Origin of the sequence: Thalassospira sp. MIT1004, assembly GCF_001858545.1 — a bacterium.
In the GTDB taxonomy this organism is placed as follows: Bacteria; Pseudomonadota; Alphaproteobacteria; order Rhodospirillales; family Thalassospiraceae; genus Thalassospira; species Thalassospira xiamenensis.
Genome location: NZ_MCAO01000011.1, coordinates 556295 through 578817 on the forward strand (window position 1 = coordinate 556295; position 22523 = coordinate 578817).

Here is a 22523-nt window from a genome sequence, read left to right on the forward strand (position 1 = left end):
CGTCACTTCAAAAGCTTTATCCGGCCTTTGCGTCACAGGGGCTTGTCGTCTGGTTAGCACCACCTGTCGCATCTGCTGTTGTGTTCATGGCAAGGACGGGCGGTTTGGGCATCCGTTTGGTCAGGATCACGATATTACCCAGCAAAGTCAGGCCAACGCCTAGAACGATATTGCTGTCCCAGACAAATCCTTCAAACCAGGTCGACAGTAATAGCGCTACTACCGGAAACATGACGGAACTGTATGCCGCGCGATCCGGGCCGATCTTGCCCAGAAGTGTCAGATAGGAGCCAAACGCCAGAACCGAGCCAAACAGGGAAAGGTAAATCAGCGCAGCGACAAAGGACGGACTGGTGTCAAAGGTAAACGGAATACCGGTAACAAGGATGTATCCGATCAACAGGATCGAGCCATACATCATGCCATAAGCATTCGCCTGAAGGACCGGAATGCCGCGCGCCTGATTGCGCGCCGATGCCATATTTCCAAGCGACGCGATATAGCTGCCCGCAAGCGAAACCAGCAACCCAACGCTACCACCTGCTGCCAGATCAAACGTTGCAAGATCGCGCGCAAACACCAGCGAAATCCCGCCAAGCCCGATTGCCGCCCCGATCAATGTCCGGGTTTCCGGGCGTCGCTTGAAAAAGATCGCACCATTAATCATGTTCATGATCACGATGGTCGAAAACACTACCGCCAGAAGACCCGACGTCAAATGCGCACTTGCGATGTAAATCAGTACGTAATTCAGCGAAAACAGGCATATGCCAAGGGCCGCCATAAACACATGATCACGCAGGGAATAGCGCATAGGCAAACGGCGGATAACACACCATGCCATCAAAATTACTGCCGCCAGGACAAAACGATAGGCAACAGCCAGTTCCGGCCCGACCGAAAGCTGATACTGGATTGCGATCCAGGTGCTTCCCCAGATCAGAACGACAACACTATATAATCCAAGCGGGCCCATGACGGCACTCCAACGAAATCAATCGTTGGTATTTAGGGCAGTTTTTGCCAAACAGACAAACCAGCAAAACTCATCTATCCATTAGACATACTAATGGACTTTCCGTCCCATCCCTAAGATTTATCGCTTTTTCCCGATTCTGCCCGCACCGGCCCGATATCATCATTTTCGCCATCATTGGCGGCATCGTCGACAATCGACATGTCATCTCCGGGTTCTTTGGCGTCATCGGTATCAAGAACATCATCACCACGCTTCTTGCGCATTTTTTCGCGCAGGCGACGACGCTGCCATTCCTTCCAGATTGCCAGCAATTCTGTGCGCGAATGGAACATCGGCAGATGGCGTTTGGGCTTGACCGGTTTCTGTTCGACCGCCATGCCAACTTCGACAATCTCGTGCGTATCATCGATCCGACGAACAATCAGTTCAACCATGCCATAGGCAACCCGGTCCCCAGGTTCGATATCGCCCGAAAGGTTGCGTTCAAGGATTTCGGCAACGGTCGCCTCTTCGTCCGCGTCCCCAACCACAAAGCCATACAAACGGCCAAGATCGGCAATACGGGTATCGGGTGGGAAACTGAAATCACCAAACAGGTCGACGTCATTTGCCCCCTCGGCCGGACCGGCGAACAATTGATCAAGCAGTTCGACATGGCGCGGTGGGGTAATGATATAAACCTGATCACCGCCTTCGATGCGCCCGGCACTGTGCGGGCGTAACGATTTGCCATCGCGCAAAATCAGGCTCGGCCGTGCCCAGCGCGGAATGCGTTGCCCGGTTGCCACCGCACTTTCGCTGTGAACGCGATAAACGACAATTTCCTGATTGGCGTTGCCCGGCAGTTCAAGGTCGATACGATCGACCGGCCCGTGTCGCGGCGGAATCATAATGCCCAGCCAGCGCGCCATCAGCCGGATTGTCCACCCCTGCAACAGCAGCGACGTGATCACAACAATAAAGGCCGTGTTGAAAAGAAGCTGGCCATATTCAACACCTTCCACCATCGGCACGATCGCAAGCAGGATGGAAACCGCCCCGCGCAAACCAACCCATGAAATAAAAGCGGTATCATTGCGTGAGAAGTTGAAGAACATCAGGCAAAGCCATACCGCAACCGGGCGGGCGACAAACACCAGTACAAGCGCCAGAATAACCCCGGGAATGATCACATCACCAAACTGTGACGGTGTTGCAAGCAACCCCATGGTGACAAACATCACGATCTGCGCCAGCCAGGTGGTTACGTGCTGGAACCGGCGCACCCCGACACTCATGCGCATCTGACTGTTGCCAGCATAAAGACCGGCGACATAAACTGCCAAAAAGCCGCTGCCACCAACGATACTGGTTGCGCCAAAAAGGCTAAGCGCGCAGGCAAGCGTTACAATCGGAACAAGTGCGGGTTCAAGCTTGACCCGGTTGATCATCTGGACGATGGCCATGCCACCCAGAAGACCCAAAACAGCCCCAAGTCCGATTTGCAGAACAAACCGTTCAAGCAGTTCCAGCGCCAGATTATCCCCGCCGCCCTGCATGATCAGTTCGACCAGCGAAATGGTCAGAAACACCGCCATGGGATCGTTCGAACCGGACTCGACTTCAAGTGTGCTGCGCGTACGGTCGCGCAAATTTATCCCGCCCACCCGCAAAAGGAAAAACACCGCCGCCGCATCCGTCGAACTGACAATCGCCCCGAACAACAAGGCCACCAGCCATGGCACATCAAGCACAAGCCAGGTGACCCCGCCAACGACAAACGCGGTCAACATGACCCCGACCGTCGCCAGTACGAGCGAGGGTGCGGCTGCAATCTTCAAGGTTCGAAGCTGGGTTTCAAATCCGCTATCAAACAGGATCATCGCAAGCGCAATGGACCCGATAAAATAAGCCAGCGGCGCATTATCGAAATTGATGCCGCCAATCCCGTCCTCGCCAGCACCAAGGCCGACAAACAGGAAAACAAGCAACAAGGGTGCACCAACCCGGAAACTGATCAGACTGGTAAAGACCGCAACAACGACCAGAACCGATGCAATCAGGATCACCAGATTCATCGATTCGATCATACTCGCGTCTCCATCCTGTTTGTCATTATCGTGAGACAGGTCGAAAAACCCGTCAGGTTCCTGTCAAATGTTTTCCAAGACAGGAAAGTTTGAAATGCGTTACGGCAACTCATCTTGCAATGATGTGCTTAAAGCGCGCAAAGGCGGCATTCTTGCGGCAGGATTACCCGATATTTGGTCAAATATCAGGCAAATGAAATCAATTCTCTCCACCGGTTATAATTCAGCACAGCCAATCATTTATCGCCATCAAGCATTGCCGGAACAAAGCCGGTTTCTTTGGCTGTAGACAGGGCAATTTCCGGAATAACCTCGACCACGCCGGGGACTTCCTTGATCGTATCCGTCACAAAGCTTTCAAGATGAGAAGTATCGCGCAGGCGCAATTTCAACAGAAAATCAAATCGGCCGGTCATGTGATGACATTCAAGAACCTCGTCTGCCTTGATCAGCGACTTGACCAGTTTCTTGTTTCCCTTGGCCGGGTCGGTGCGCAACCAGACCATTGCGGTAAGTGCGCGACCAATCGCATTGCCGTCAACTTCGACGCGGTAAGCCTTGATAACCCCCTGTTCGCGCAATTTGCGCACACGGTCATTCACCGCCGAAACAGAAAGGCCGACCTTCGTCCCCAGCGCCGAATAAGACAAAGACGCGTCATCCTGCAAAATGTCGATCAACTTGCGATCAATGGCATCCATAAAACATCCCCCTGAAGAATTTTTATCAATATCAGACGATCTTACACGAAAACTGTGTAGGCATGAAACTTTCGGGTCGCCATCAACAAATGGTAGGACTATTTCGCTGATCAAGACTGGATTTTTTATAAAATCAGTCTTATTCGTTGATGATCATGCATCTTTTTCGTGTTTCTCGGGATGACGATGCGCTTCGCGGCGCCCTTTTAATGACCGGTGCTGCAATCCTTTTTGCGGCGATGGCGGTGCTTATCCGCTACATCACACGCGAAGTTCATCCCTTCGAAGCAGCTTTTTTCCGTAATCTGTTCGGGTTGATCCCAATGATCCCCTGGATGCTGCGCGACCGGTTGGTTGGTCTGCGTACGCTGAAACTGAAATTGCATTTCATCAGGGCGGTCATCGGACTGGCCGGAATGCTATGCCTGTTTTCGGCACTTGCCATTGCCCCGGCGGCACAGGTGATTGCAATCAATTTCACGGTCCCGATCCTGACCACCATCCTTGCTGCCCTGATCCTTCATGAAACCGTCAGGGCGCGCCGCTGGACGGCTGTGGCACTCGGCTTTATTGGCGCAATGATCATTGTGCGTCCGATCGGACAAACGCTTGAAACCGGTGCGATCCTTGCCCTTCTGGCGACCCTGTTTACTGCCTTTGCCGTAACAACGGTCAAGATGCTCTCGCGCAGTGAAAGTGCCAACGCCATCGTGACATGGATGGGCATGATCATGACGCCCCTGTCACTGATCCCGGCCCTTTTCTTTTGGCAAAATCCGACATGGGAACAGCTTGGGGTACTTCTTGCAATCGCTGTTCTGGCGACTGCGGGACAACAGCTTTTTGTGCGCGCCAATCGCACGGCCGACCAGTCCTATGTCATGGCCTTCGATTTCCTGCGTCTGCCATTTGTCGCGGCCCTTGCCTTCATCATGTTTGGTGAAACCGTCGATTTCTGGACCTGGGCCGGGGCGTCGCTGATCATTGGCTCAACCCTTTATATCGCGCGCCGCGAAGCTGTTCTGGCCAGAAAGGAAAAGCGCCGCCGCCGTATGCCGACAACGGCAGCCGCGGATTCTCAGGCGATCCCGGTCACCAAGGCAAAAACCATCAACCCGCCCGAAGATCCGGAAAGCACCCCCGAAAGCAAAGCAGGCCGCATTGATGCGTAGGTGGTTCAACAGCCTGCCCCCCTATCTTCAGGCATCTGTTTTCGCCGTGATTGCATCGCTTATGGCCGCCCTTTTTTCGGTGATTGTCCGCATAGCAACCCGTGAAATCGATCCGCTGCAGGCTGTTTTCTTTCGCAACTTATTTGGGCTTCTTTTCATCGCTCCCATCGCGCTCCGGTCCGGTTTTGCACAGCTGAAAACACAGCGGATGCCGCTGTTTCTGTTGCGCGCCTTGCTGTCGATGGGGGCCATGAGCTTCTGGTTCTCCGCCATTGCCTATATGCCGCTGGCCGAAGCAACGACGCTGAACTTCACCGTCCCGCTGTTTGGTACCGTCCTTGCCGCGATATTTCTGGGTGAAGCGGTTCGAAAATACCGCGTAGCCGCCCTTCTGGCAGGCTTTATCGGTGTCGTCATCATTATCCGCCCCGGCAGCGAAACCATGCAACTGGCAAGCCTTCTGCCAATTGCAGCCGCCCTTTGCATGGCCAGCGCAGGGTTGACGATCAAGTCGCTGTCCAAAACTGAAAACAGTACAACCATCGTGCTTTACATGATGCTGTTGACCACGCCACTGACATTCATCCCCGCGCTCCTCGTCTGGCAGACACCAAGCCTGCAGGCGCTTGGTTTGATGGCACTGGGTGCGTTTATCGCCAACATCACCCAGATCTGTAATACCAATGCTTTTCGAATATACGATTACAGTTTCGTCGTCGGCTTCAACTATCTGCGCCTGCCCTTTGTTGTCGCCATCGCCTTGGTCATGTTCGGTGAGGTCCCTGAAATCTGGCTGTTGCCCGGTGCGGGTTTGATCATCGGGTCCGCACTGTTCATTGCACGGCGCGAAGCCAAACTCGCCAAAGAAGCAAGACGGATCAATCGCGGCCCGTCAGCCGCGGCGATTGACCTTGACCCACCCCCGTCACGCGATAATCGACAAAATATTAATGGGTCAGAGCGCAGATGAAAAACTGGTTCAAAAACCAACCCGCCACGGTACAGGCCAGTTTTTATGCCCTATCGGCAGCGATTCTTGCAGCCTGCTTCACATTGACAATTCGTTTTGCCACCGAGGAACTTCACCCCTATCAGGCTGTATTCCTGCGGTTTCTGTTCGGACTGCTGATGATCGCACCAGTAGTTATGCGCGGTGGATTCGCCCCCTTACACACCAAACGCCTGCCACTTCTTGGATTGCGCGGTATTCTGTCGGCATCGGAAATGTGTTTGTGGTTCTTGGCGGTGCTTTATCTGCCACTGGCCGAGGCCACGACACTTAACTTTACCGTCCCGTTATTTGGCACCATTCTGGCCGCGCTGATCCTTCGCGAAACCATCCGCATTCACCGTTGGCTTGCCGTTTTTGTCGGATTTATTGGTGTTGGGTTGATCATTCAGCCCGGAACGGCCGCCATGCAACCGGCAAGCCTTCTGCCAATTGCCGCAGCCATCTGCATGGCAAGTGCCGGGCTCATCACCAAGCGACTGGTTGCCACCGAAAGCACCACCGCCCTTCTGTTTTACCTGATGCTGATTACAACGCCAGTTTCCTTAATTCCGGCCCTGTTTGTCTGGCAAACGCCAAGCTGGCATGTGCTTGGCCTGATAGTGCTGGCGGCCGCGATGATGAACGTCATGCAGGTTTGCAATGTCAAAGCTCTGCAATTTGCCGATTACAGCTTCTTTGTCGGATTTTCCTATTTGCGCCTGCCGATCATCGCCATTCTGGCCCTGATCCTGTTTGGCGAAGTCCCCGACATCTGGATATTTCCCGGTGGCGCCCTGATTATCGCAGCGGCAGTCTATGTTGCCTTGCGTGAACGCAAAATTGCCTGAACAGCAAACCTGAACAGTTCGAAAACCACCCGGCCAGCCGGGACCACACCCACACCGCAACATCCAAACTCTTCCCCTTGAACTCAGACGGTCAAATGCCCTTGCCCGATAAACAAATAATTTGGTATAGAATTACCTATTATTTGTTTATCGGGATCAAAACAGGGAATTTCATGTCATGCAGGTCAAGGGATCCATTGCCATTGTCACCGGGGCCGCATCGGGCCTGGGCGCCGCCACCGCGCGCGTGCTTGCAGCCGCCGGGGCAAAGATTGCGGCCTTTGATCTGAATGAAGCAGGCGCCAAAACAACAGCAGTCGAACTTGACGGCATCGGTTACAAGGTTGATGTATCAAACGCCAAAAGCGTCGAAGACGCGATTTCCGACGTTATCAAGACCCAAGGCATTCCATCCATTTTGGTCAATTGCGCAGGCATCCTGCAAGGCGAACGCATTGTTGGTCGCGAAGGCCCGGCAGATCTTGATGCATTTGCGCGCGTGATCAATGTCAATCTGATCGGGACATTCAACATGATGCGCGTTGCCGCAACCGCCATGAGCCGCAATGAACCGACCAAAGGTGGTGAACGCGGGGTTATCGTCAATACCGCATCCATCGCCGCCTACGAAGGTCAGATCGGACAGGCCGCTTATTCGGCATCCAAGGGCGGCGTTGCCGCGATGACCTTGCCAGCAGCGCGCGAACTGGCCCGGCACGGCATCCGTGTCGTTTCGATTGCTCCGGGCATGTTTGGCACGCCCATGGTCACCGCCCTGCCCGACGACATGCAGCAGGCACTTGCGGCCAACATTCCCTTCCCCAAACGCCTTGGCGATCCGGCGGAATATGGCCGATTGGCCCTACATATATGTGAAAATGAAATGATTAATGGCGAAACGATCCGCATCGATGGCGCGGTAAGGCTGGAGCCCAAATAAGCCAGCCCCCCAAACGGGAACCGCTGCCACGAAAAACGCCCTGCCAGTCCCGCAATGGCAGGGCGTTTATTTTCCAGCTTTGATCAAGGATCAGCCCCTATCGTCCGACACGGCACCTAGTGGGCGATAACCGTTTCGGCAAAAGTCGCCAGATCGATGTCTTTTTGTGTCACGCCACCCGCGTCGTGAGTTGTCAGCGTGACCCCCACCTTGTTATAAACATTGAACCATTCCGGGTGGTGATCCATCTTTTCGGCCTGTATCGCGATGCGCGTCATGAAACCAAATGCCGAATTGAAATCACCGAACATGTAAACCTTGCCGATTGATAACCCGTCTTCTGCCAGTTTCCAGCCATCGAGTTTAACAAGCGCAGCTTCGATGGCGGTTTTGTCCAGTTTGCTCATTGTGACCTCCTGCTTTTTGCTTGATCCCATTTGACCATGACACCGGAAACTTGCCAAATATTGAACGGTGCAAAGCAGTCCCTACTTCAAAAGGCAATGCACACGTTCACGCAACACCGGTAAAAGGTCACTTTCAAACCACGGGTTCTTTTTGATCCAGCCGGTATTGCGCCAGCTTGGATGCGGCATCGGCAGTAACCCGTCTGGCAAATACTCGGCAAATAGATGTACCGTTTCGGTCATGCTTTTTGCCCGGCGCGGGCCAAGATAACGTTCCTGCGCATACTGCCCGATCAGAAGTGTTAATCCAACATCGGGCAAATGTTTTAGCAATGCATCATGCCATGTCGGTGCACATTCGGGGCGCGGTGGCAAATCACCACCACGTTCAAACCGGCCGGGATAACAAAATCCCATAGGCATGATGGCAAGCTTGCCCGGATCATAGAAATCCTCAACCGGCATTTGCAGCCAATCGCGCAACCGGTCCCCCGATGCATCATTCCACGGCAGCCCGGTTTCATGCACCTTCGTCCCCGGTGCCTGCCCGATCACAAGGATTCTGGCACCCGCCGCCATCCGCACGACAGGTCTGGGGCCCAGGGGCAATGCACTTTCGCATATCCGACAGGCCCGGACATTGACCAGAAGATCGTCAAGTGCGGGGTCACCACCCGGCGGATCGATTTCGGGAAGCCTGCCGGTTAATCCGGCCATTGCATGCTCCTGTTTTGAGGTATCGAACTATGCGTCGGGAAGTTCGCCACCGGCAACAACCCATTCCTCGGCCATGGCGTCGCGATACCATTCCACCATTTCAGGCAATCCAAGAATGGTTTCCATATAGGCATTACCGATGGGATCAAGCGACACGTCATAAGTTTTGAACCGGGTCACCACCGGCGCAAACATCGCGTCTGCAATCGAAAAATGCCCAAAAAGGAAGTCTCCCCCCTGACCAAACTGCGTGCGGCATGTTTTGAGAATCTCGCAGATGCGCGCGATTTCTTTTTCGACGATCTCGCTTCGGCCACGCCCGGGCAATGTTTTGCGTAAGTTCATCGGCATGTTGCTGCGGATCGCACCAAACCCGCCATGCATTTCAAGCGAGACAGACCGCGCAATCGCCCTCACATCAAGATCAAGCGGCCACAACATCGCATCAGGTCGACTGTCCGCAAAATATTCCAGAATACTCAACGCTTCCCAAATGGTTTTCCGGCCATCAAAAAGTGCGGGGACCTTTTTGCTCGGCGAGACGACTTCGGCCTTGGCATGCCATTCTTCGCTATAAAGCGGGATCAGCTTTTCCTCGAAATCGATCCCTGCCACACGCAGGCCCAGCCACGCGCGAAGCGACCACGAAGAATAGTTTTTATTACCGATATACAGAATGGGGCGCGTTTCCATAGGAAGGTATCCTTCATTCAAACCAAAAGGGGGCGGCCAACACACTATCGGGCTATTCAAAACCCGGTTCAAGGCCGTTCAGTCACCGGGCCGTGCTCGGTTTTGGCGATCCGGCAAATGATCATTCAAGGTCTGCCAATCAATGTCGCAGTCACCCAGCACATCCCGAATTATATTTCCGGATGCGGGGTTTTCTTTTGGGCGATTGCCGATTGACGGTGGCATCCGTAAGATCGAAGTCATATCTCGCAATAACAGGCCTAAACAGACTGCCTGCTCAAGAGCCCCACCACTCTCGCCAACACGTCACCACAAGGGAAGTATCAAATTGTTCGATCACATTATCTCGTCTGAAAAGCCCTCCAACCCGGTCCGCATCACGGCAGTTCAAGAATCCGATTTCAAAAAATGGCTCGGCAAACAGTCCGATGCTCATCAGGCATGGATTGCCTCGTCCGGCTATGACGGCAAACGCGGCACCCATCTTGCCCTTGCCGGTGACGCGGGTACCTATCAGACCATCGTGATCAGCTATGTCGACGATGCCAAAACCCAGTGGGATTTTGCTGGACTTCCGACTGCCCTGCCCGCGGGTGAATATATCCTGACAGATGATGTTACAAAAAATGATGCCATATGCGAAAAGGCCGTTCTTGGTCTTTACCTTGGCGGGTATCGTTTTGATCGCTACCGCAAATCAGAAGCCAGCACCGCGAAACGTGCGCTATTTGCCATTCCGTCAAACGATGCGACCAAACGTGCTGAAAATATCGCGCGTGGTATCGGACTTGCACGCGACCTGATCAACATTCCGGCCAATGATATGGGGCCGGAAGAACTCGAAGCCGCAGCACGTCGCCTTGGCGAAGAGTTTGGCGCAAAGGTGACGAGCATCATTGGCGAAGACCTGAACAAACGCAATTTCCCGGCGATCTACACGGTTGGCAAAGGCAGCGATCGTGCCCCCCGCCTGATTGATCTTCATTGGGGTGATGAGAACGCGCCCAAGGTCACACTGGTCGGCAAGGGTGTCTGCTTTGACACCGGCGGCTATGACCTCAAACCGTCAAGCAACATGCTTCTGATGAAAAAGGATCTGGGGGGATCGGCACAGGTTCTTGGTCTGGCCCGTATGATCATGGCATCGGGTCTTCCGGTGCGCCTGCGTGTTCTGATCCCGGCTGTTGAAAACATGGTTTCGGGCAAGGCATACAGGCCAAGCGACATCCTTCAGACCAGGAAGGGCATCACCGTCGAAGTTGGCAATACCGATGCCGAAGGTCGCCTGGTTCTCTCCGATGCCCTGACCGAAGCCGCGGCCGAGGATCCCGAAATCCTGCTTGATTTCGCAACTCTGACCGGGGCTGCACGTGTTGCACTGGGCCTTGGCCTGCCGGCACTGTTTTCCAACAATGACGACCTTGCCAATGGCCTTCTGGAAAATGGTCTGGCGCTGAATGATCCGATGTGGCGCTTGCCGTTGTGGGATGATTATCGTCCGATGCTCGATAGCAAGGCGGCCGACATGAACAACATTTCCGGTTCGCCCTATGGCGGTGCGATCATTGCGGCTCTGTTCCTTGATCGCTTCGCCGAAGGTGCAAAAGCCTGGGCCCATATCGACCTGATGGCGTGGAATCCTTCGGCACGTCCCGGACGTCCCGAAGGCGGCGAAGCCCAAGGAATCCGGGCCGCTTTCAAGCTCATTGCGGATCGTTACGGAAAGTAAACATTTCGATTTTCCCAATTAGACCTTTGACATCCGCGCAGGGGTCAGGTAGACAGATTACGTATTCGTAACAAATTAATTGTTGGGCACAGGCATGTCGATCGAGATCAAACCGTCTCAGGCGCTTGACCTTTGGCGTATCGCGATTGTTGAAAGCGTGCGTCGGGACTCTCCCGACCTATCGGCTCGCCAGATGGCCCTTATGCTGACTGTTTATCTGACCCCGGCCCCGCATACCGTTCGGGGCCTTTCCGACGCCCTGAATATCTCCAAACCAGCGATTACACGTGCGCTTGACCGCCTCAGTTCACTGGGCATGGTCAAACGCAAGGTCGACGAAGATGATCGTCGCTCCGTTCTGATTCAGCGCACTGTGAAGGGTTCTGTCTTCCTGCGCGAATTTGGCGATATTATCGTGTCCGCGGGGAAGAAAACCGAATAGATCGATCTCTTGATCCGATGACGTTCGGGTCTCGTGGCAGTAGGTCAGGCGAAATTGAATTGATATTCTGTCGCCAATAGCTGGTCTGAATACCAAAGGTCGGGAAATGGGACAGAAAATCTGTCCTAAAGCTAAAACTCTCCCTTCTCATACGTAAGAATAGGCATCAAACAGACCAGTTGGTTTGTTCGAAGCTTCTGTATTTCGTCAAACAGAATATATTTTTAGTATTTAATATCAAAACGTTACTGACAATCACCTGTATCACGAGCCCAAAACACGCAGCTTTGACGCCAAGAAATAATACCCGATCCAACTTTCGGCCTAGCGGGTCCGCGCCACGCTTTCAGGCATGTCAATCAGGGACAAAAGCAGGGCGGCAACAATCAAAACACCGCCACTGATCCGGCCAATCGTGTTTTTTCCACCACGTTTCAACAACCATGGCATCAGTCTTGCGGCACCAAACGCATACATCATTACGAATGTGTAATCAAAAATCACAAACGTGATCCCAAGGATCACCAATTGCGACCAAAGGTCCACCGAAGGATCGATGAACTGCGGGAATAATGCACCAAAAAACGCGATCGCTTTCGGGTTACCCGCTGCAACCAGAAAACCTTCGCTAAACAACCGACGTTTTCGTACCGGCTCAAACCCTGTTCTGATTTTTATTTCGGTATCGTTATCATTTCTTGATGCCTTGGGTTTTCGCAGGATTGCCGTCAGACCGATGACAATCAGGAACGCGACGCCGCACCATTTGACAACGCCAAACGCCGTCACCGATGTCGCCAGCAACGCCCCCAAGCCAACCGCGGCAATCACCATCTGGATCATGTTTGCGGTCACATCACCAAGGGCGGTAATCATGGTCGGGCGCGGTCCATAACGTAACGAATGCGACATGCCGATCAGGACACTGGGCCCGGGCGTTGCCACCATAAGCGATACAAGTGCGCAAAAGCTGAGCCATGTTTCAATCGACATTTCATTCCACGGATTACGTCAATCAAGACGGAATATCACGCCCATGTCACCATACAAGTGCACTCTGTGCACTGCTGGCATCTGCCGATCAGGCATCCTGAAAACAGGTAACCCGGCAATGGATCACACCGAACAAAAACCATTCGGGTAAGGAGAAGGAAATTGTTTTGAATTACCGATACGGTATCGGCGGGTATGCCTTTAGGCGGGCGAAATAACCTTAGCGGCCCGGCTTCTTGTCGCCGGGCCAGTTATCATAAAATTTGCGCACCTGAACCGAACGAATTGATTCTGGCGGCACGATGCCGCGTGCGGTTGCCAGAAGCCGGCTCTGAAGTGCTGCAAAATACCTATTGGTTGTTGGACGGAACGGAGAGAACGGTGGCTCGGATTTGATTTCCTCGCCCTTTTCTTTCGCCGCTTCTAAGGCTTCTTTTTCTGCTTCTAGTTCTTCTGGTGTTTTGGGCGGCGGTGGTGCAATCAGCTCCGGCCCGTTATAGACAAAACCACGTTTGCCTGCTTCAAGTTTCTCGTATCGGTTCTGGGTATCGCGATACATGATGCGTTGCAGATCTCGCAGGAACGCATTCAATAATTTTGGCTCTGCCTGCTCGATGACCGCACGATCAGCAACACTTGATGCTTCAAGCCAGACATAGAACACCATTTGCCGGATCGCGCCGCTCTTGGGCAAAACAACGGTAAGCGCAATTGAATCCGGTTCGATCACCGTTTCCGGAATTTGCGGTTCTTTTGGCTCGGCACTTTCAGACGGCTTTGCGTCCTCTTGCCCACCGCCCGATGCCTGTGCATCCGGACCAAACAGCGCAATCCCGATCATCATCGCCAAAAGCGATTTGAAAAGGCAGTTCCTGAACGCTTTCGGTTTTCTTGCCGGTTCGGTCATGAACAGTTTGCTTTCAGCCCGTTATTAATTTTACGCAATACCCAACGAACGCCAATTGTCCCGTCAAGTTCCGATTTGGGGTCAGCTCTGCACAAGCTCCAGCCCCGCAGCACGCAAATCAAGCGCTGCTGCCAACAAAGCCTTTGTATAGGATTCTTTCGGATTTTCAAAGACTTCGTCGGCATTTCCGCTTTCGACAAGCCGCCCGCCCTGCATCACCATCACCCGATGCGAAAGCGCACGCACAACCCGAAGGTCATGGCTGATAAACAGATAGGCCATCTTGTGTCGCGCCTGAAGATCGCGCAAAAGATCAACAATCTGCGCCTGTACAGACATATCAAGTGCCGAGGTCGGTTCATCAAGCACCATAAAACGCGGCTTTAAAACAAGTGCACGCGCAATCGAAATACGCTGGCGCTGTCCGCCGGAAAATTCATGTGGATACCGGTCCATCGCATTTACCGGCAAATCAACTTCGCGCAGGGCTTCGGCAATGCGTTCGGTACGCTCCTGCCGCGACATTTCCGGATGATGGATTTCAAGCCCTTCGCCCACGATCTGGCTGATTGACATCCTCGGGCTCAGGGATCCGAAAGGGTCCTGAAACACCACCTGCATGTCGCGGCGCAGGGCCCGCAAATCCGCCCCGGAAAACTGCCGCACATCTTTACCGTCAAACCAGATATCACCGGTGGACGACAAAAGCCGCAAGATCGCCATCGCCAGTGTCGTTTTGCCCGATCCGCTTTCGCCGACAATACCCAGCGTCTCGCCCTGCCTCAGGGTAAGCGATATATGGTCTACAGCATCAAGGTAATATTCCGGACGCCCCAAAATCCCCTTCTTACCAATCGGGAACCGCACCAGAATCTCATTGGTTCGGATCAGTTCCTTTGCATTTTCGGGCAATGGCGGGGCATTACCACTTGGCACTGCCGCCAGAAGCTTTTGGGTATAAGGATGCTGCGGATTGTCAAAAAGCCCCCGGCCTGTGCCGCGCTCAACCACCTCGCCATCCTTCATGACGCAGACATTATCGGCCATCTTCTGCACGATCTGAAGATCATGGGTAATCAGCAACAAACCCATGCCAAGCTTGGCCTGCAAATCCTTCAATAATTCAAGTATCTGCGCCTGAATGGTTACATCAAGGGCCGTGGTTGGCTCGTCGGCAATCAGCAATTCCGGTTCATTTGCCAATGCCATGGCAATCATCACGCGCTGGCGCTGTCCACCCGATAATTCATGCGGCAATGCTTTAAGACGCGAGGCCGGATCGGGAATACCCACCAGATCAAGCAGCTCAAGAATACGCGCCCGTGCTTTGGCACCGCGCAATCCCTTATGAAGCAGCAACACCTCGCCGATCTGCTTTTCGATATTGTGCAGCGGGTTTAACGATGTCATCGGTTCCTGGAAAATCATTGCAATCCGGTTGCCCCGAATTTGTCGCAGAATTTTCGCATCCGTTCCGACCATTTCCTGCCCGTCAAACAGGATAGAACCACCCGGGTGGCTGGCCCGCGGATAGGGCAGCAATTGCAGGATGGAAAGTGCGGTCACCGATTTACCCGATCCGCTTTCCCCCACAAGCGCCATGGTCTCACCACGCTTCATGGTGAACGAAACGCCTTTGACCGCAGGAACACCGGCAAAACTTGCCGAAAGATCCCTTACTTCCAGAAGCGGCTGTGTCGATTGATTGGTCGTCATAACCGTTCCCCTAGAAGGTTTTTCGTGGATCAAAGGCATCGCGCACCGCCTCGCCGATAAAGATCAGCAAACTCAGCATAATCGCGATTGCAAAGAACGCCGTCATGCCAAGCCACGGTGCCTGAAGGTTGTTTTTACCCTGTGCAAGCAACTCGCCAAGCGACGGCGATCCGGGCGGCATGCCCAGCCCCAGAAAATCAAGCGATGTAAGGGCCACGATCGAACCGTTCAACACAAACGGCAGGAACGTAATCGTTGCCACCATCGCGTTCGGCAGAACATGACGATACATGATGCGATAATCGGTCATGCCCAATGCGCGTGCAGCCCGAACATATTCGAAATTGCGCGCCCGCAGGAATTCCGCACGCACAAGCCCCGTCAAACTCATCCAGCTAAACAGCACAAGAATGAACAAAAGCGTCCAGAAACCCGGCGCAAACAGGCTGGCCAGAATGATCAGGATGAACAACTGCGGCAATCCGGACCAGATTTCGATCACACGCTGGAAACCAAGGTCAATCCAGCCACCGAAATAGCCCTGTACCGCACCAGCCGCGATCCCGATCACCGAACTGATCGCCGTTAAGGCAAGGCCAAACAGGATCGAAATCCGGAATCCGTAAATCAGGCGCGCCAGAACATCGCGCCCAAGATCATCTGTTCCCAGCCAATGCCGGAACGATGGCGGGGCGGGCTGTGCCTCGCGCATTTCAAAATCGATGGTATTGTAAGAAAACGGTATCGGCGGCCAGATGGCAAAACCGTGTTCCTCGATCTTGCCAAGGATATAGGGATCATAGAAATCGGTTTCGACGTCAAAATCGCCGCCATAAACGGTTTCAGGGTGGTCTGACAGGATCGGGATATACCAGTTATCGTCATATTTGACGAAGATCGGCTTGTCATTGGCCACCAGCTCAGCGACCAGACAGATGACGAACAGGATCGTGAAAATCACAAGCGACCAGTATCCGCGCTTGTTGGAACGGAAATTTGCGATCCGGCGTTTGTTCAACGGCGAAAGAATGATGTTGTTCATGATCAATTCTCCCGCGCTTCAAAGTCGATCCGCGGATCAATCAGGTGATAGCTGAGGTCACTGATCAGGTTCAGAACAAGACCAAACAACGTAAACAGATAAAGTGTCGCAAACATCACCGGATAATCACGCTTCATCACGGCTTCAAAACCCAGCAATCCAAGTCCGTCGAGTGAGAAAATCACTTCAATCAGGACCGAACCGGTAAACAGCAACCCGATCAGTGCACTGGGAAAACCGGCAATCACCAACAACATCGCATTGCGGAAGACATGTCCGTACAGAACCCGCTTTTCCGTCAGTCCCTTGGCCCGCGCGGTCACCACATATTGTTTGTTGATTTCATCCAGAAACGAGTTCTTGGTCAGCATCGTAAGCGTGGTGAATCCGCCAATGGTCAATGCCGTAATCGGCAATGCCAGATGCCAGAAATAGTCCGCAACCTTGCCCAAAAGCGACAATTCATCAAAATTCGATGATGTCAGCCCCCTTAACGGGAACAGATCGAAATAGGTTCCACCGGCAAACACCACGATCAGCATCACGGCAAAAAGGAAACCCGGAATGGCATAACCGACAATGATCGCCGCCGATGACCAGACATCAAAATTCGATCCGTCCCGCACGGCCTTGGCAACGCCAAGCGGCACGGAAATGATATAGATGATCAATGTCGACCAAAGGCCAAGTGATATCGAAACCGGCATCTTATCAATCACGATATCGACCACATCGCGATCCTGAAAATAGCTTTGGCCGAAATCGAACGTCAGATAATTTTTCATCATCATCCAGAAACGTTCGTAAGCCGGTTTATCGAACCCGAACTGCTTTTCAAGCTGGGTGATGATTTCGGGGTCAAGTCCCTGAGCCCCACGGTAGTTCGAGGTCGAGGAAAAATTGTTTCCCCCGCTGGCACCACCGCCGCCCCCACTATCAGCCCCCTGATTGCTGATGCGCGCGGTTGCGGAAACATCCGTGCCCTGTAACTGGGCAATCATCTGTTCGACCGGGCCGCCCGGCGCGAATTGCACGATTGCAAAGTTCAGAACCATAATCCCGAACAGCGTCACCGGGATCAGCAAAAGACGACGCAGGATGTAATTCAGCATGGCCTAGTACCCTCCCTTCTTAAGCTGCCGCGACTTTTCGGGATCAATCCACCATGTCATGACCGATGTTCCCTTAAGCGGCACCTCGTCAGGTCGCCCGAACACATCCCAATAGGCCATCCGATCCCCGCCAAGATAATATTGCGGGATCACGTAAAATCCCCACTGCAACACGCGATCAAGCGCGCGTACCCGCTGCACAAGACTTTCCCGGCTGTCGGCATCCACAACCAGATCGGTCAGTTCATCAATGACCGGACTTCTGATACCCGCAAAATTGCGACTGCCGGGTTGGTCGGCGGCGGCGGATGACCAAAAAATCCGCTGCTCGTTCCCCGGTGAAAGACTTTGCGTCCACCAGAAAGTCGTCATATCGAAATCATAGGCCTGAATACGATTAACCCACTGCCCGGTATCAATCATGCGAATATCCATGGTCACGCCAAGCTGGCGCAGACGGGCTTTAAGAACCAACGCGATTTTCTCAAGCCCTGGCTGGCGGATAATCAGTTCGAACCGGAACGGCTCGCCGGTCTTTCTGTTGACCAGTTGCATGTTGCGCAACTGCCAACCCGCCTCCTGCAAAAGCTTCATCGAATGACGCAATGCTTCGCGTCGACCATTGGGCGCATCAAAGTTCGGCAATTGCGGCGGCTGGGTGAACAGTTCGGGCGGCAGCTGGCTTCTGAATCCTTTCAGAATATCAAGCTCCTCGCCTTCCGGCACGCCGGTTGCCGCAAGTTCCGAATTGGCGAAATAGCTGACATTGCGCTTATACGCGCCATAGAACATCGCCCGGTTCAGCCATTCGAAATCAAACGCATATTGCAGCGCCTCCCGAACACGGATGTCAGAAAACAGGGGCTTGCGTGTGTTAAACACATAGGCCTGCATACCGTTTGGCAGATTGTCAGGCAGGAATTCCTTCCTGATCTGGCCGTTCTGGATTGCCGGGGTGTTGTATGCCGTGCTCCATTCGCGCGATGAATGTTCGCTTCTGATCATGTATTCACCGGCAAAGAACGCCTGACGTGATACATCGGGATCAAGATAGGTATCAAACCGCAGCGTATCGTAATTATTGCTGCCGCGATTGACCGGCAAATCCGCCGCCCAGTAATCCTTGACCCGTTCATAGGTGATCTGGCGACCGGCCTCGAAAGACTTGATTTTATAGGCCCCACTGCCGACAGGAGGATCAAAGGTCGTCTTGGAAAAATCCCGCCCTTCCCAGTAATGCTTTGGCATGATGGAAAGTTCGGCAACAATCATCGGCAATTCGCGATTATTGCCCGGCTTGAAATCAAAACGCACCGTCAGATCGTCAAGCGCTTCGACTTTATCGACCTGCGCGTAGTACTGCCGGTAAACAGGGCTGCCTTTTTCAATCAGGATATTGAATGAAAACACCACATCTTCGGCGGTGATATCAGTGCCATCCTGAAAGCGCGCCCGAGGATCAAGATGGAAAATCACAAAGGATCGATCGACCGGATATTCAACGCTACGCGCAATCAAACCATAAAGTGACGAAGGCTCATCCGCACTCGACACCATCAGACTGTCATACATAAGCCCAAGGCCGCTTGCTGCCGTCCCCTTCAGCGTGAAGGGGTTTAATGTATCAAACGAGACGATGGAACTTTGCACCAGCGTCCCGCCCTTGGGCGCATCCGGATTGACGTAATCGAAATGCCGAAAATCAGGACCGTATTTCAGATCACCATAAAGCGATATGCCATGTGACACAGTGGTTAGCGGACTGAGCTGTTCCTCTGCTACCGGAACTGTCGGGGCCGGTGTAATGTCGGGCTTGTCGCCTGTCTGTGCCGCTGCCGGACCGGCCATTGCGATTGGTAACCCGATCACAACCGCCAGAAGCATACCCCCGACACAACGGGAAAACGTTCCCCGGCTCCCGTTTTTCCGTGCTATGCACGTCTCGCCTTCTTGCCGCGTCATATTTATTCCTGAAATGTGCCCGGCTCGAAGCCCGAACCCCGGCAGGGCCAATACGCATCATTGAACCATCTGACATCATTACGGACGCAATGATCGGAACGTTCCGGACAATTCCCGCCAAGAAAACGGGACCGGTTACGCCGACGTTACGTCCGCAAAGCCATTTGGTCCAAACGACATATTCATAATGAGGAATAAAATGGTTCAATTTCAAGGCATCATCTTGAAACTGTCATTCCGTTCCTGATTCTTTTTGCACAAGCTTGCGCTTGCCTGTCTCGATCTTGATTTCGCTCATCAACCAATCGCGAAATGCCTTCACTTTTCGCCGCTCCAACCTTCCTTCGGGATAGCACAGCGAATAGGCATAGGGACTATCAACCGGCAAATCGAACGGCACCATAAGTCTATTGGTCACAACATATTCCCCGATCATTGCCGGATCGGAAATTACCGCACCAAATCCGCTGGCCGCGGCCTCCATTGCCATATCAAGGGTCGCAAAAACAGGTCCCCGGTCCGGATCGACGCTCTCAATCCCGGTTCCTTTTAACCAGATACGCCAATCCTCACGCTGTGCCGAACAATGCAGCAGGGTCACATTGCCAAAGTCTTCCGGTCTTTTCAGTTGCTTTGCCAGATTGGGATGACATACCGGCAAAAGCCGTTCCCCGGTCAGAAATTCATGCACCAGCTGGTCGCCCGGCGTATCAGCAAAACGGATGGCAATATCGGTTTCATTGAAATCAACCGGGGCGGCATCGTCACTATAGGTGCCAAGCTGTACCTGCAGGTCAGGATGTTCCATCTGAAACCGGCCAAGACGCGGCACGATCCAGCGCATGGCAAATGTCAAGGGCGACAGGACCTTAAGCTGCGTGTCATCAGGCCGGTTTTCGATACGCGACACCGCCAGTTCAATCGAATCAAATGCCGCCGTCAGGGACGCCAGCAAATTCCGCCCTGGCCGGGTCAGTTTCAATCGGCGGTGATGACGTTCGAACAATTGCCGCCCCAGCACATCCTCCAGGTGCTGAACCTGTCGACTGACCGCCCCTTGTGTAACATTAAGCTCATGTGAAGCTTTGGTGAAACTTTCAAGTCGACCGGCCACTTCAAAGGCACGAAGCGCGTTTAACGGTAATGGACGGCGTTTCATGACGATCATCTTGCATGATTAAAACTCATGCAATGATGACAAAAGATGGTTTGAGCGCAAGTGTTTTTAGGCGTAACTCTGGGTTTAGCAAAACGAAACACATTCAGGCCGCATACAAACTGAGAGCTGGCCGATAGATTGAAGGAATAAGATCATGGTCGCGATCACCAAAGATGCCGGTGCTTTTGTCACCACCCGACGTCACCACAACATCACAAATGTTATGGAACTCCCGCGTCAGTGGGCGAAACGTTATATTCTCCGCCAGAAGCTTGCGACGATGGACAGCCATCTCCTGCGCGACATTGGCTGGGACGTATATGAAGCCCGTATCGAAGCAGCCAAGCCGTTCTGGAAAGCCTGAGCATTTCGCTTAAAGGCACCAAACCGAGAGTATTTATTATGTCTCCCCGACTTTTCCGCCTGCAGGGGCCACTTTCTTTCCCTCTGCAGGTTATTGAAGCGCTGACAAGCGTCTTCAGCCTCCCGACACGCAAAACCGAGACCCGCACCCGCTATTGACGGTTTTGTGTCCCTGATTGCCGGCCATCCCCCGATGGTCGGCATTTCTTTTGCCTGATCGGATCTGCAAGACGGATTATTTTGATGGATGCAGATACATCAGGTTCGCGGCGTTCAGCACCGAATACATCACTGCGAACTGGGCATCGAATTCATATTTATCTGGGCTTGGCTCAAACAGCTCGTAAATCTGGCCAACCGTGCGTTTGCCATCGATGCGTGACAGAATCCCCGGGCTTGCAGGCGGAAGACTGCGCGTTACCGACAATCCCGTAAAATTGATCTTGATATGGCCGGTCTTCGCGACAGAGCGGGCCAAAGCAGCTCCGTCAATACGCACAAAAAACGGCACCGCATGACGATCCGGGACCGGCGGCTTGATCTTGTTATCCGATTTGACCACATAAAACAGATGCTTGGTAATATTGCCCGCCATCAATTCAGCCAATGCCGCGCGCTTGCGAAACGGCACATGCACGGCCTTGTCCAGAACGTCGTGGCGCGAACAATAGGTCGTCGGATCATAGCGCATCGGTTCAATGAATTGCTGAAGCCGCAAACCGGCCTTCTCGACAAAATCAAAAACCTCGTCCACGCGATAGGCCCGATCCTGCTGATGCAAAAGCAGATCGTAAAATCCGGAATCGCCCCCCTGGATATGGTCATTCACAAACGGGTTACGCTTCAACCAGTTTGTACCCGGCAGTGAATCGAACAATGCCTTGCCAAGGTTAAGCCGTTTGCGCCCACCCGCCTCGGCCGAGAGGCGTTCCATCATTTCCTGCATATGGTAGACGCCGATCCGGCCAAGTTCGCCATACACCATCAAACCCATACCGCCCCTGGGTTTAAGCGCATCTGCCAACGCCTTTAAACCGGCGTCCGGATCAGGCAGATGATGAAGCACCCCGCAGCAATCAATATAATCAAACGGCCCATATTTCCCGGCCAGATCAACGAACGACCCGGTAACGAATTTGACACTCTTTTCAAGATTACGGCGCTTGATCCGGGCCTCAGCGATCTTGCGCGAGCTTTCCGAAAGATCGATATAAACAATCTCGACCTTGGCCTTGCGATCACGCGCCTGCTGCGCGAGCATCACCAACGCATCTCCGGTGCCGCCCCCGGCAACAAGAACTTTTATCTTTTTGCCATCAGCCGATGGATCGCGGCCGCCAAACACGAAATGAACCACTTCGTCCCAATTGCCGGGGGACCCTACGACAAGACGCTTGTCCTCATCTTTCGGGTCACGCGCCGGATAAGGAAATGTTTCATATTGCGCCCGTGTTTTGTCGGACGGTTGCGGCGCGTCTGGCTTTTTCCGGATTTCGGACATCTATAAATTCCAATGGATCAACAGGTGCGGTGGCAAGCCCGAAAACAAGCCCGCAAGCAGTAATTCTATCAGGGACGGCA

The 22523-nt window shown here is 53.3% G+C and carries 21 protein-coding genes; 7 read left to right on the plus strand and 14 right to left on the minus strand.

Features of this window, described 5'->3' with window-relative positions:
- Positions 1-16 precede the first annotated feature (16 nt).
- The 3 genes from BC440_RS07220 to BC440_RS07230 all read right to left on the minus strand — a co-directional run bounded on the left by BC440_RS07220 (position 17) and on the right by BC440_RS07230 (position 3749).
- The gene (locus BC440_RS07220; RefSeq protein WP_063092517.1) at positions 17-976 is read right to left on the minus strand and encodes an EamA family transporter; all 960 of its coding nucleotides are present in this window, start codon (positions 974-976) and stop codon (positions 17-19) included.
- Between the two features lie 113 nt (positions 977-1089).
- On the minus strand, positions 1090-3048 hold the full coding sequence (locus BC440_RS07225; protein WP_063092516.1) for a potassium/proton antiporter: 1959 nt from the start codon (positions 3046-3048) through the stop codon (positions 1090-1092).
- Positions 3049-3284: 236 nt separating this feature from the next.
- Complete coding sequence (locus BC440_RS07230) at positions 3285-3749, minus strand: Lrp/AsnC family transcriptional regulator (protein ID WP_007088794.1); 465 nt, start codon at positions 3747-3749, stop codon at positions 3285-3287.
- Positions 3750-3904: 155 nt separating this feature from the next.
- Here BC440_RS07230 and BC440_RS07235 point away from each other — a divergent pair, with 155 nt between their 5' ends.
- The 4 genes from BC440_RS07235 (at position 3905) to BC440_RS07250 (ending at position 7700) form a co-directional block, all read left to right on the plus strand.
- A complete protein-coding gene (locus BC440_RS07235; protein WP_255356823.1) occupies positions 3905-4921 on the plus strand; it encodes a DMT family transporter in 1017 nt (338 codons plus the stop codon).
- Positions 4914-5891, plus strand: coding sequence for a DMT family transporter (locus BC440_RS07240; RefSeq protein ID WP_063092514.1), 978 nt, complete (start codon positions 4914-4916; stop codon positions 5889-5891). The genes BC440_RS07235 and BC440_RS07240 overlap by 8 nt, the downstream gene beginning before the upstream one ends.
- Positions 5888-6760 (plus strand): DMT family transporter, encoded by an 873-nt coding sequence (locus BC440_RS07245; protein ID WP_063092513.1) that lies wholly within the window; start codon positions 5888-5890, stop codon positions 6758-6760. Before BC440_RS07240 ends, BC440_RS07245 begins: the two co-directional genes overlap by 4 nt.
- 178 nt (positions 6761-6938) lie before the next feature.
- Positions 6939-7700, plus strand: coding sequence for an SDR family NAD(P)-dependent oxidoreductase (locus BC440_RS07250; protein ID WP_063092512.1), 762 nt, complete (start codon positions 6939-6941; stop codon positions 7698-7700).
- Between the two features lie 116 nt (positions 7701-7816).
- Here the strand turns inward: BC440_RS07250 and BC440_RS07255 are convergent, their stop codons facing one another.
- The 3 genes from BC440_RS07255 to BC440_RS07265 all read right to left on the minus strand — a co-directional run bounded on the left by BC440_RS07255 (position 7817) and on the right by BC440_RS07265 (position 9517).
- A complete protein-coding gene (locus BC440_RS07255) occupies positions 7817-8107 on the minus strand; it encodes a 4a-hydroxytetrahydrobiopterin dehydratase (protein ID WP_007088789.1) in 291 nt (96 codons plus the stop codon).
- A gap of 81 nt (positions 8108-8188) precedes the next feature.
- Positions 8189-8824 (minus strand): uracil-DNA glycosylase family protein, encoded by a 636-nt coding sequence (locus tag BC440_RS07260; protein WP_007088788.1) that lies wholly within the window; start codon positions 8822-8824, stop codon positions 8189-8191.
- Between the two features lie 27 nt (positions 8825-8851).
- Positions 8852-9517: a glutathione S-transferase family protein gene (locus tag BC440_RS07265; protein ID WP_063092511.1), complete on the minus strand. Its 666-nt coding sequence runs from the start codon at positions 9515-9517 to the stop codon at positions 8852-8854.
- Positions 9518-9845: 328 nt separating this feature from the next.
- Here BC440_RS07265 and BC440_RS07270 point away from each other — a divergent pair, with 328 nt between their 5' ends.
- Positions 9846-11246, plus strand: a complete 1401-nt coding sequence (locus tag BC440_RS07270) for a leucyl aminopeptidase family protein (RefSeq protein ID WP_063092510.1) — start codon at positions 9846-9848, stop codon at positions 11244-11246.
- A 94-nt stretch (positions 11247-11340) separates the two neighbouring features.
- On the plus strand, positions 11341-11688 hold the full coding sequence (locus BC440_RS07275) for a MarR family transcriptional regulator (RefSeq protein ID WP_007088785.1): 348 nt from the start codon (positions 11341-11343) through the stop codon (positions 11686-11688).
- Between the two features lie 324 nt (positions 11689-12012).
- Here BC440_RS07275 and BC440_RS07280 read toward each other — a convergent pair whose 3' ends face one another.
- The 7 genes from BC440_RS07280 to BC440_RS07310 all read right to left on the minus strand — a co-directional run bounded on the left by BC440_RS07280 (position 12013) and on the right by BC440_RS07310 (position 20579).
- Positions 12013-12681 carry a LysE family translocator gene (locus tag BC440_RS07280; protein WP_063092509.1) on the minus strand — a complete coding sequence of 223 codons (669 nt, stop codon included), beginning with the start codon at positions 12679-12681 and terminating at the stop codon, positions 12013-12015.
- A gap of 220 nt (positions 12682-12901) precedes the next feature.
- On the minus strand, positions 12902-13588 hold the full coding sequence (locus tag BC440_RS07285; RefSeq protein WP_063092508.1) for a hypothetical protein: 687 nt from the start codon (positions 13586-13588) through the stop codon (positions 12902-12904).
- An 81-nt stretch (positions 13589-13669) separates the two neighbouring features.
- On the minus strand, positions 13670-15304 hold the full coding sequence (locus BC440_RS07290) for an ABC transporter ATP-binding protein (RefSeq protein WP_063092507.1): 1635 nt from the start codon (positions 15302-15304) through the stop codon (positions 13670-13672).
- 10 nt (positions 15305-15314) lie between these two features.
- Positions 15315-16346 (minus strand): ABC transporter permease, encoded by a 1032-nt coding sequence (locus BC440_RS07295; RefSeq protein ID WP_063092506.1) that lies wholly within the window; start codon positions 16344-16346, stop codon positions 15315-15317.
- A 2-nt stretch (positions 16347-16348) separates the two neighbouring features.
- Entirely contained in the window at positions 16349-17458 is a 1110-nt protein-coding gene (locus BC440_RS07300; RefSeq protein ID WP_063092505.1) for a microcin C ABC transporter permease YejB, read from the minus strand.
- 3 nt (positions 17459-17461) lie between these two features.
- A complete protein-coding gene (locus BC440_RS07305) occupies positions 17462-19342 on the minus strand; it encodes an extracellular solute-binding protein (RefSeq protein ID WP_065701861.1) in 1881 nt (626 codons plus the stop codon).
- A gap of 310 nt (positions 19343-19652) precedes the next feature.
- Positions 19653-20579 (minus strand): LysR substrate-binding domain-containing protein, encoded by a 927-nt coding sequence (locus BC440_RS07310; protein WP_063092503.1) that lies wholly within the window; start codon positions 20577-20579, stop codon positions 19653-19655.
- A 154-nt stretch (positions 20580-20733) separates the two neighbouring features.
- On the opposite strand from BC440_RS07310, the gene BC440_RS07315 reads away from it, so the two are divergent.
- Positions 20734-20943, plus strand: a complete 210-nt coding sequence (locus tag BC440_RS07315) for a hypothetical protein (protein ID WP_063092502.1) — start codon at positions 20734-20736, stop codon at positions 20941-20943.
- 234 nt (positions 20944-21177) lie between these two features.
- On the opposite strand, the gene BC440_RS07320 is transcribed toward BC440_RS07315, so the two are convergent.
- Positions 21178-22443 carry a class I SAM-dependent methyltransferase gene (locus tag BC440_RS07320; protein ID WP_063092501.1) on the minus strand — a complete coding sequence of 422 codons (1266 nt, stop codon included), beginning with the start codon at positions 22441-22443 and terminating at the stop codon, positions 21178-21180.
- Positions 22444-22523 lie beyond the last annotated feature (80 nt).

What these genes read in the sequence shown, in the direction of transcription:
- BC440_RS07220 (WP_063092517.1), bottom strand. Translation starts at nt 976, where the DNA reads ATGGGCCCGCTTGGATTATATAGTGTTGTCGTTCTGATCTGGGGAAGC.
- BC440_RS07225 (WP_063092516.1), bottom strand. Translation starts at nt 3,048, where the DNA reads ATGATCGAATCGATGAATCTGGTGATCCTGATTGCATCGGTTCTGGTC.
- BC440_RS07230 (WP_007088794.1), bottom strand. Translation starts at nt 3,749, where the DNA reads ATGGATGCCATTGATCGCAAGTTGATCGACATTTTGCAGGATGACGCG.
- BC440_RS07235 (WP_255356823.1), top strand. Translation starts at nt 3,905, where the DNA reads ATGCATCTTTTTCGTGTTTCTCGGGATGACGATGCGCTTCGCGGCGCC.
- BC440_RS07240 (WP_063092514.1), top strand. Translation starts at nt 4,914, where the DNA reads ATGCGTAGGTGGTTCAACAGCCTGCCCCCCTATCTTCAGGCATCTGTT.
- BC440_RS07245 (WP_063092513.1), top strand. Translation starts at nt 5,888, where the DNA reads ATGAAAAACTGGTTCAAAAACCAACCCGCCACGGTACAGGCCAGTTTT.
- BC440_RS07250 (WP_063092512.1), top strand. Translation starts at nt 6,939, where the DNA reads ATGCAGGTCAAGGGATCCATTGCCATTGTCACCGGGGCCGCATCGGGC.
- BC440_RS07255 (WP_007088789.1), bottom strand. Translation starts at nt 8,107, where the DNA reads ATGAGCAAACTGGACAAAACCGCCATCGAAGCTGCGCTTGTTAAACTC.
- BC440_RS07260 (WP_007088788.1), bottom strand. Translation starts at nt 8,824, where the DNA reads ATGGCCGGATTAACCGGCAGGCTTCCCGAAATCGATCCGCCGGGTGGT.
- BC440_RS07265 (WP_063092511.1), bottom strand. Translation starts at nt 9,517, where the DNA reads ATGGAAACGCGCCCCATTCTGTATATCGGTAATAAAAACTATTCTTCG.
- BC440_RS07275 (WP_007088785.1), top strand. Translation starts at nt 11,341, where the DNA reads ATGTCGATCGAGATCAAACCGTCTCAGGCGCTTGACCTTTGGCGTATC.
- BC440_RS07280 (WP_063092509.1), bottom strand. Translation starts at nt 12,681, where the DNA reads ATGTCGATTGAAACATGGCTCAGCTTTTGCGCACTTGTATCGCTTATG.
- BC440_RS07285 (WP_063092508.1), bottom strand. Translation starts at nt 13,588, where the DNA reads ATGACCGAACCGGCAAGAAAACCGAAAGCGTTCAGGAACTGCCTTTTC.
- BC440_RS07290 (WP_063092507.1), bottom strand. Translation starts at nt 15,304, where the DNA reads ATGACGACCAATCAATCGACACAGCCGCTTCTGGAAGTAAGGGATCTT.
- BC440_RS07295 (WP_063092506.1), bottom strand. Translation starts at nt 16,346, where the DNA reads ATGAACAACATCATTCTTTCGCCGTTGAACAAACGCCGGATCGCAAAT.
- BC440_RS07300 (WP_063092505.1), bottom strand. Translation starts at nt 17,458, where the DNA reads ATGCTGAATTACATCCTGCGTCGTCTTTTGCTGATCCCGGTGACGCTG.
- BC440_RS07305 (WP_065701861.1), bottom strand. Translation starts at nt 19,342, where the DNA reads ATGCTTCTGGCGGTTGTGATCGGGTTACCAATCGCAATGGCCGGTCCG.
- BC440_RS07310 (WP_063092503.1), bottom strand. Translation starts at nt 20,579, where the DNA reads ATGAAACGCCGTCCATTACCGTTAAACGCGCTTCGTGCCTTTGAAGTG.
- BC440_RS07315 (WP_063092502.1), top strand. Translation starts at nt 20,734, where the DNA reads ATGGTCGCGATCACCAAAGATGCCGGTGCTTTTGTCACCACCCGACGT.
- BC440_RS07320 (WP_063092501.1), bottom strand. Translation starts at nt 22,443, where the DNA reads ATGTCCGAAATCCGGAAAAAGCCAGACGCGCCGCAACCGTCCGACAAA.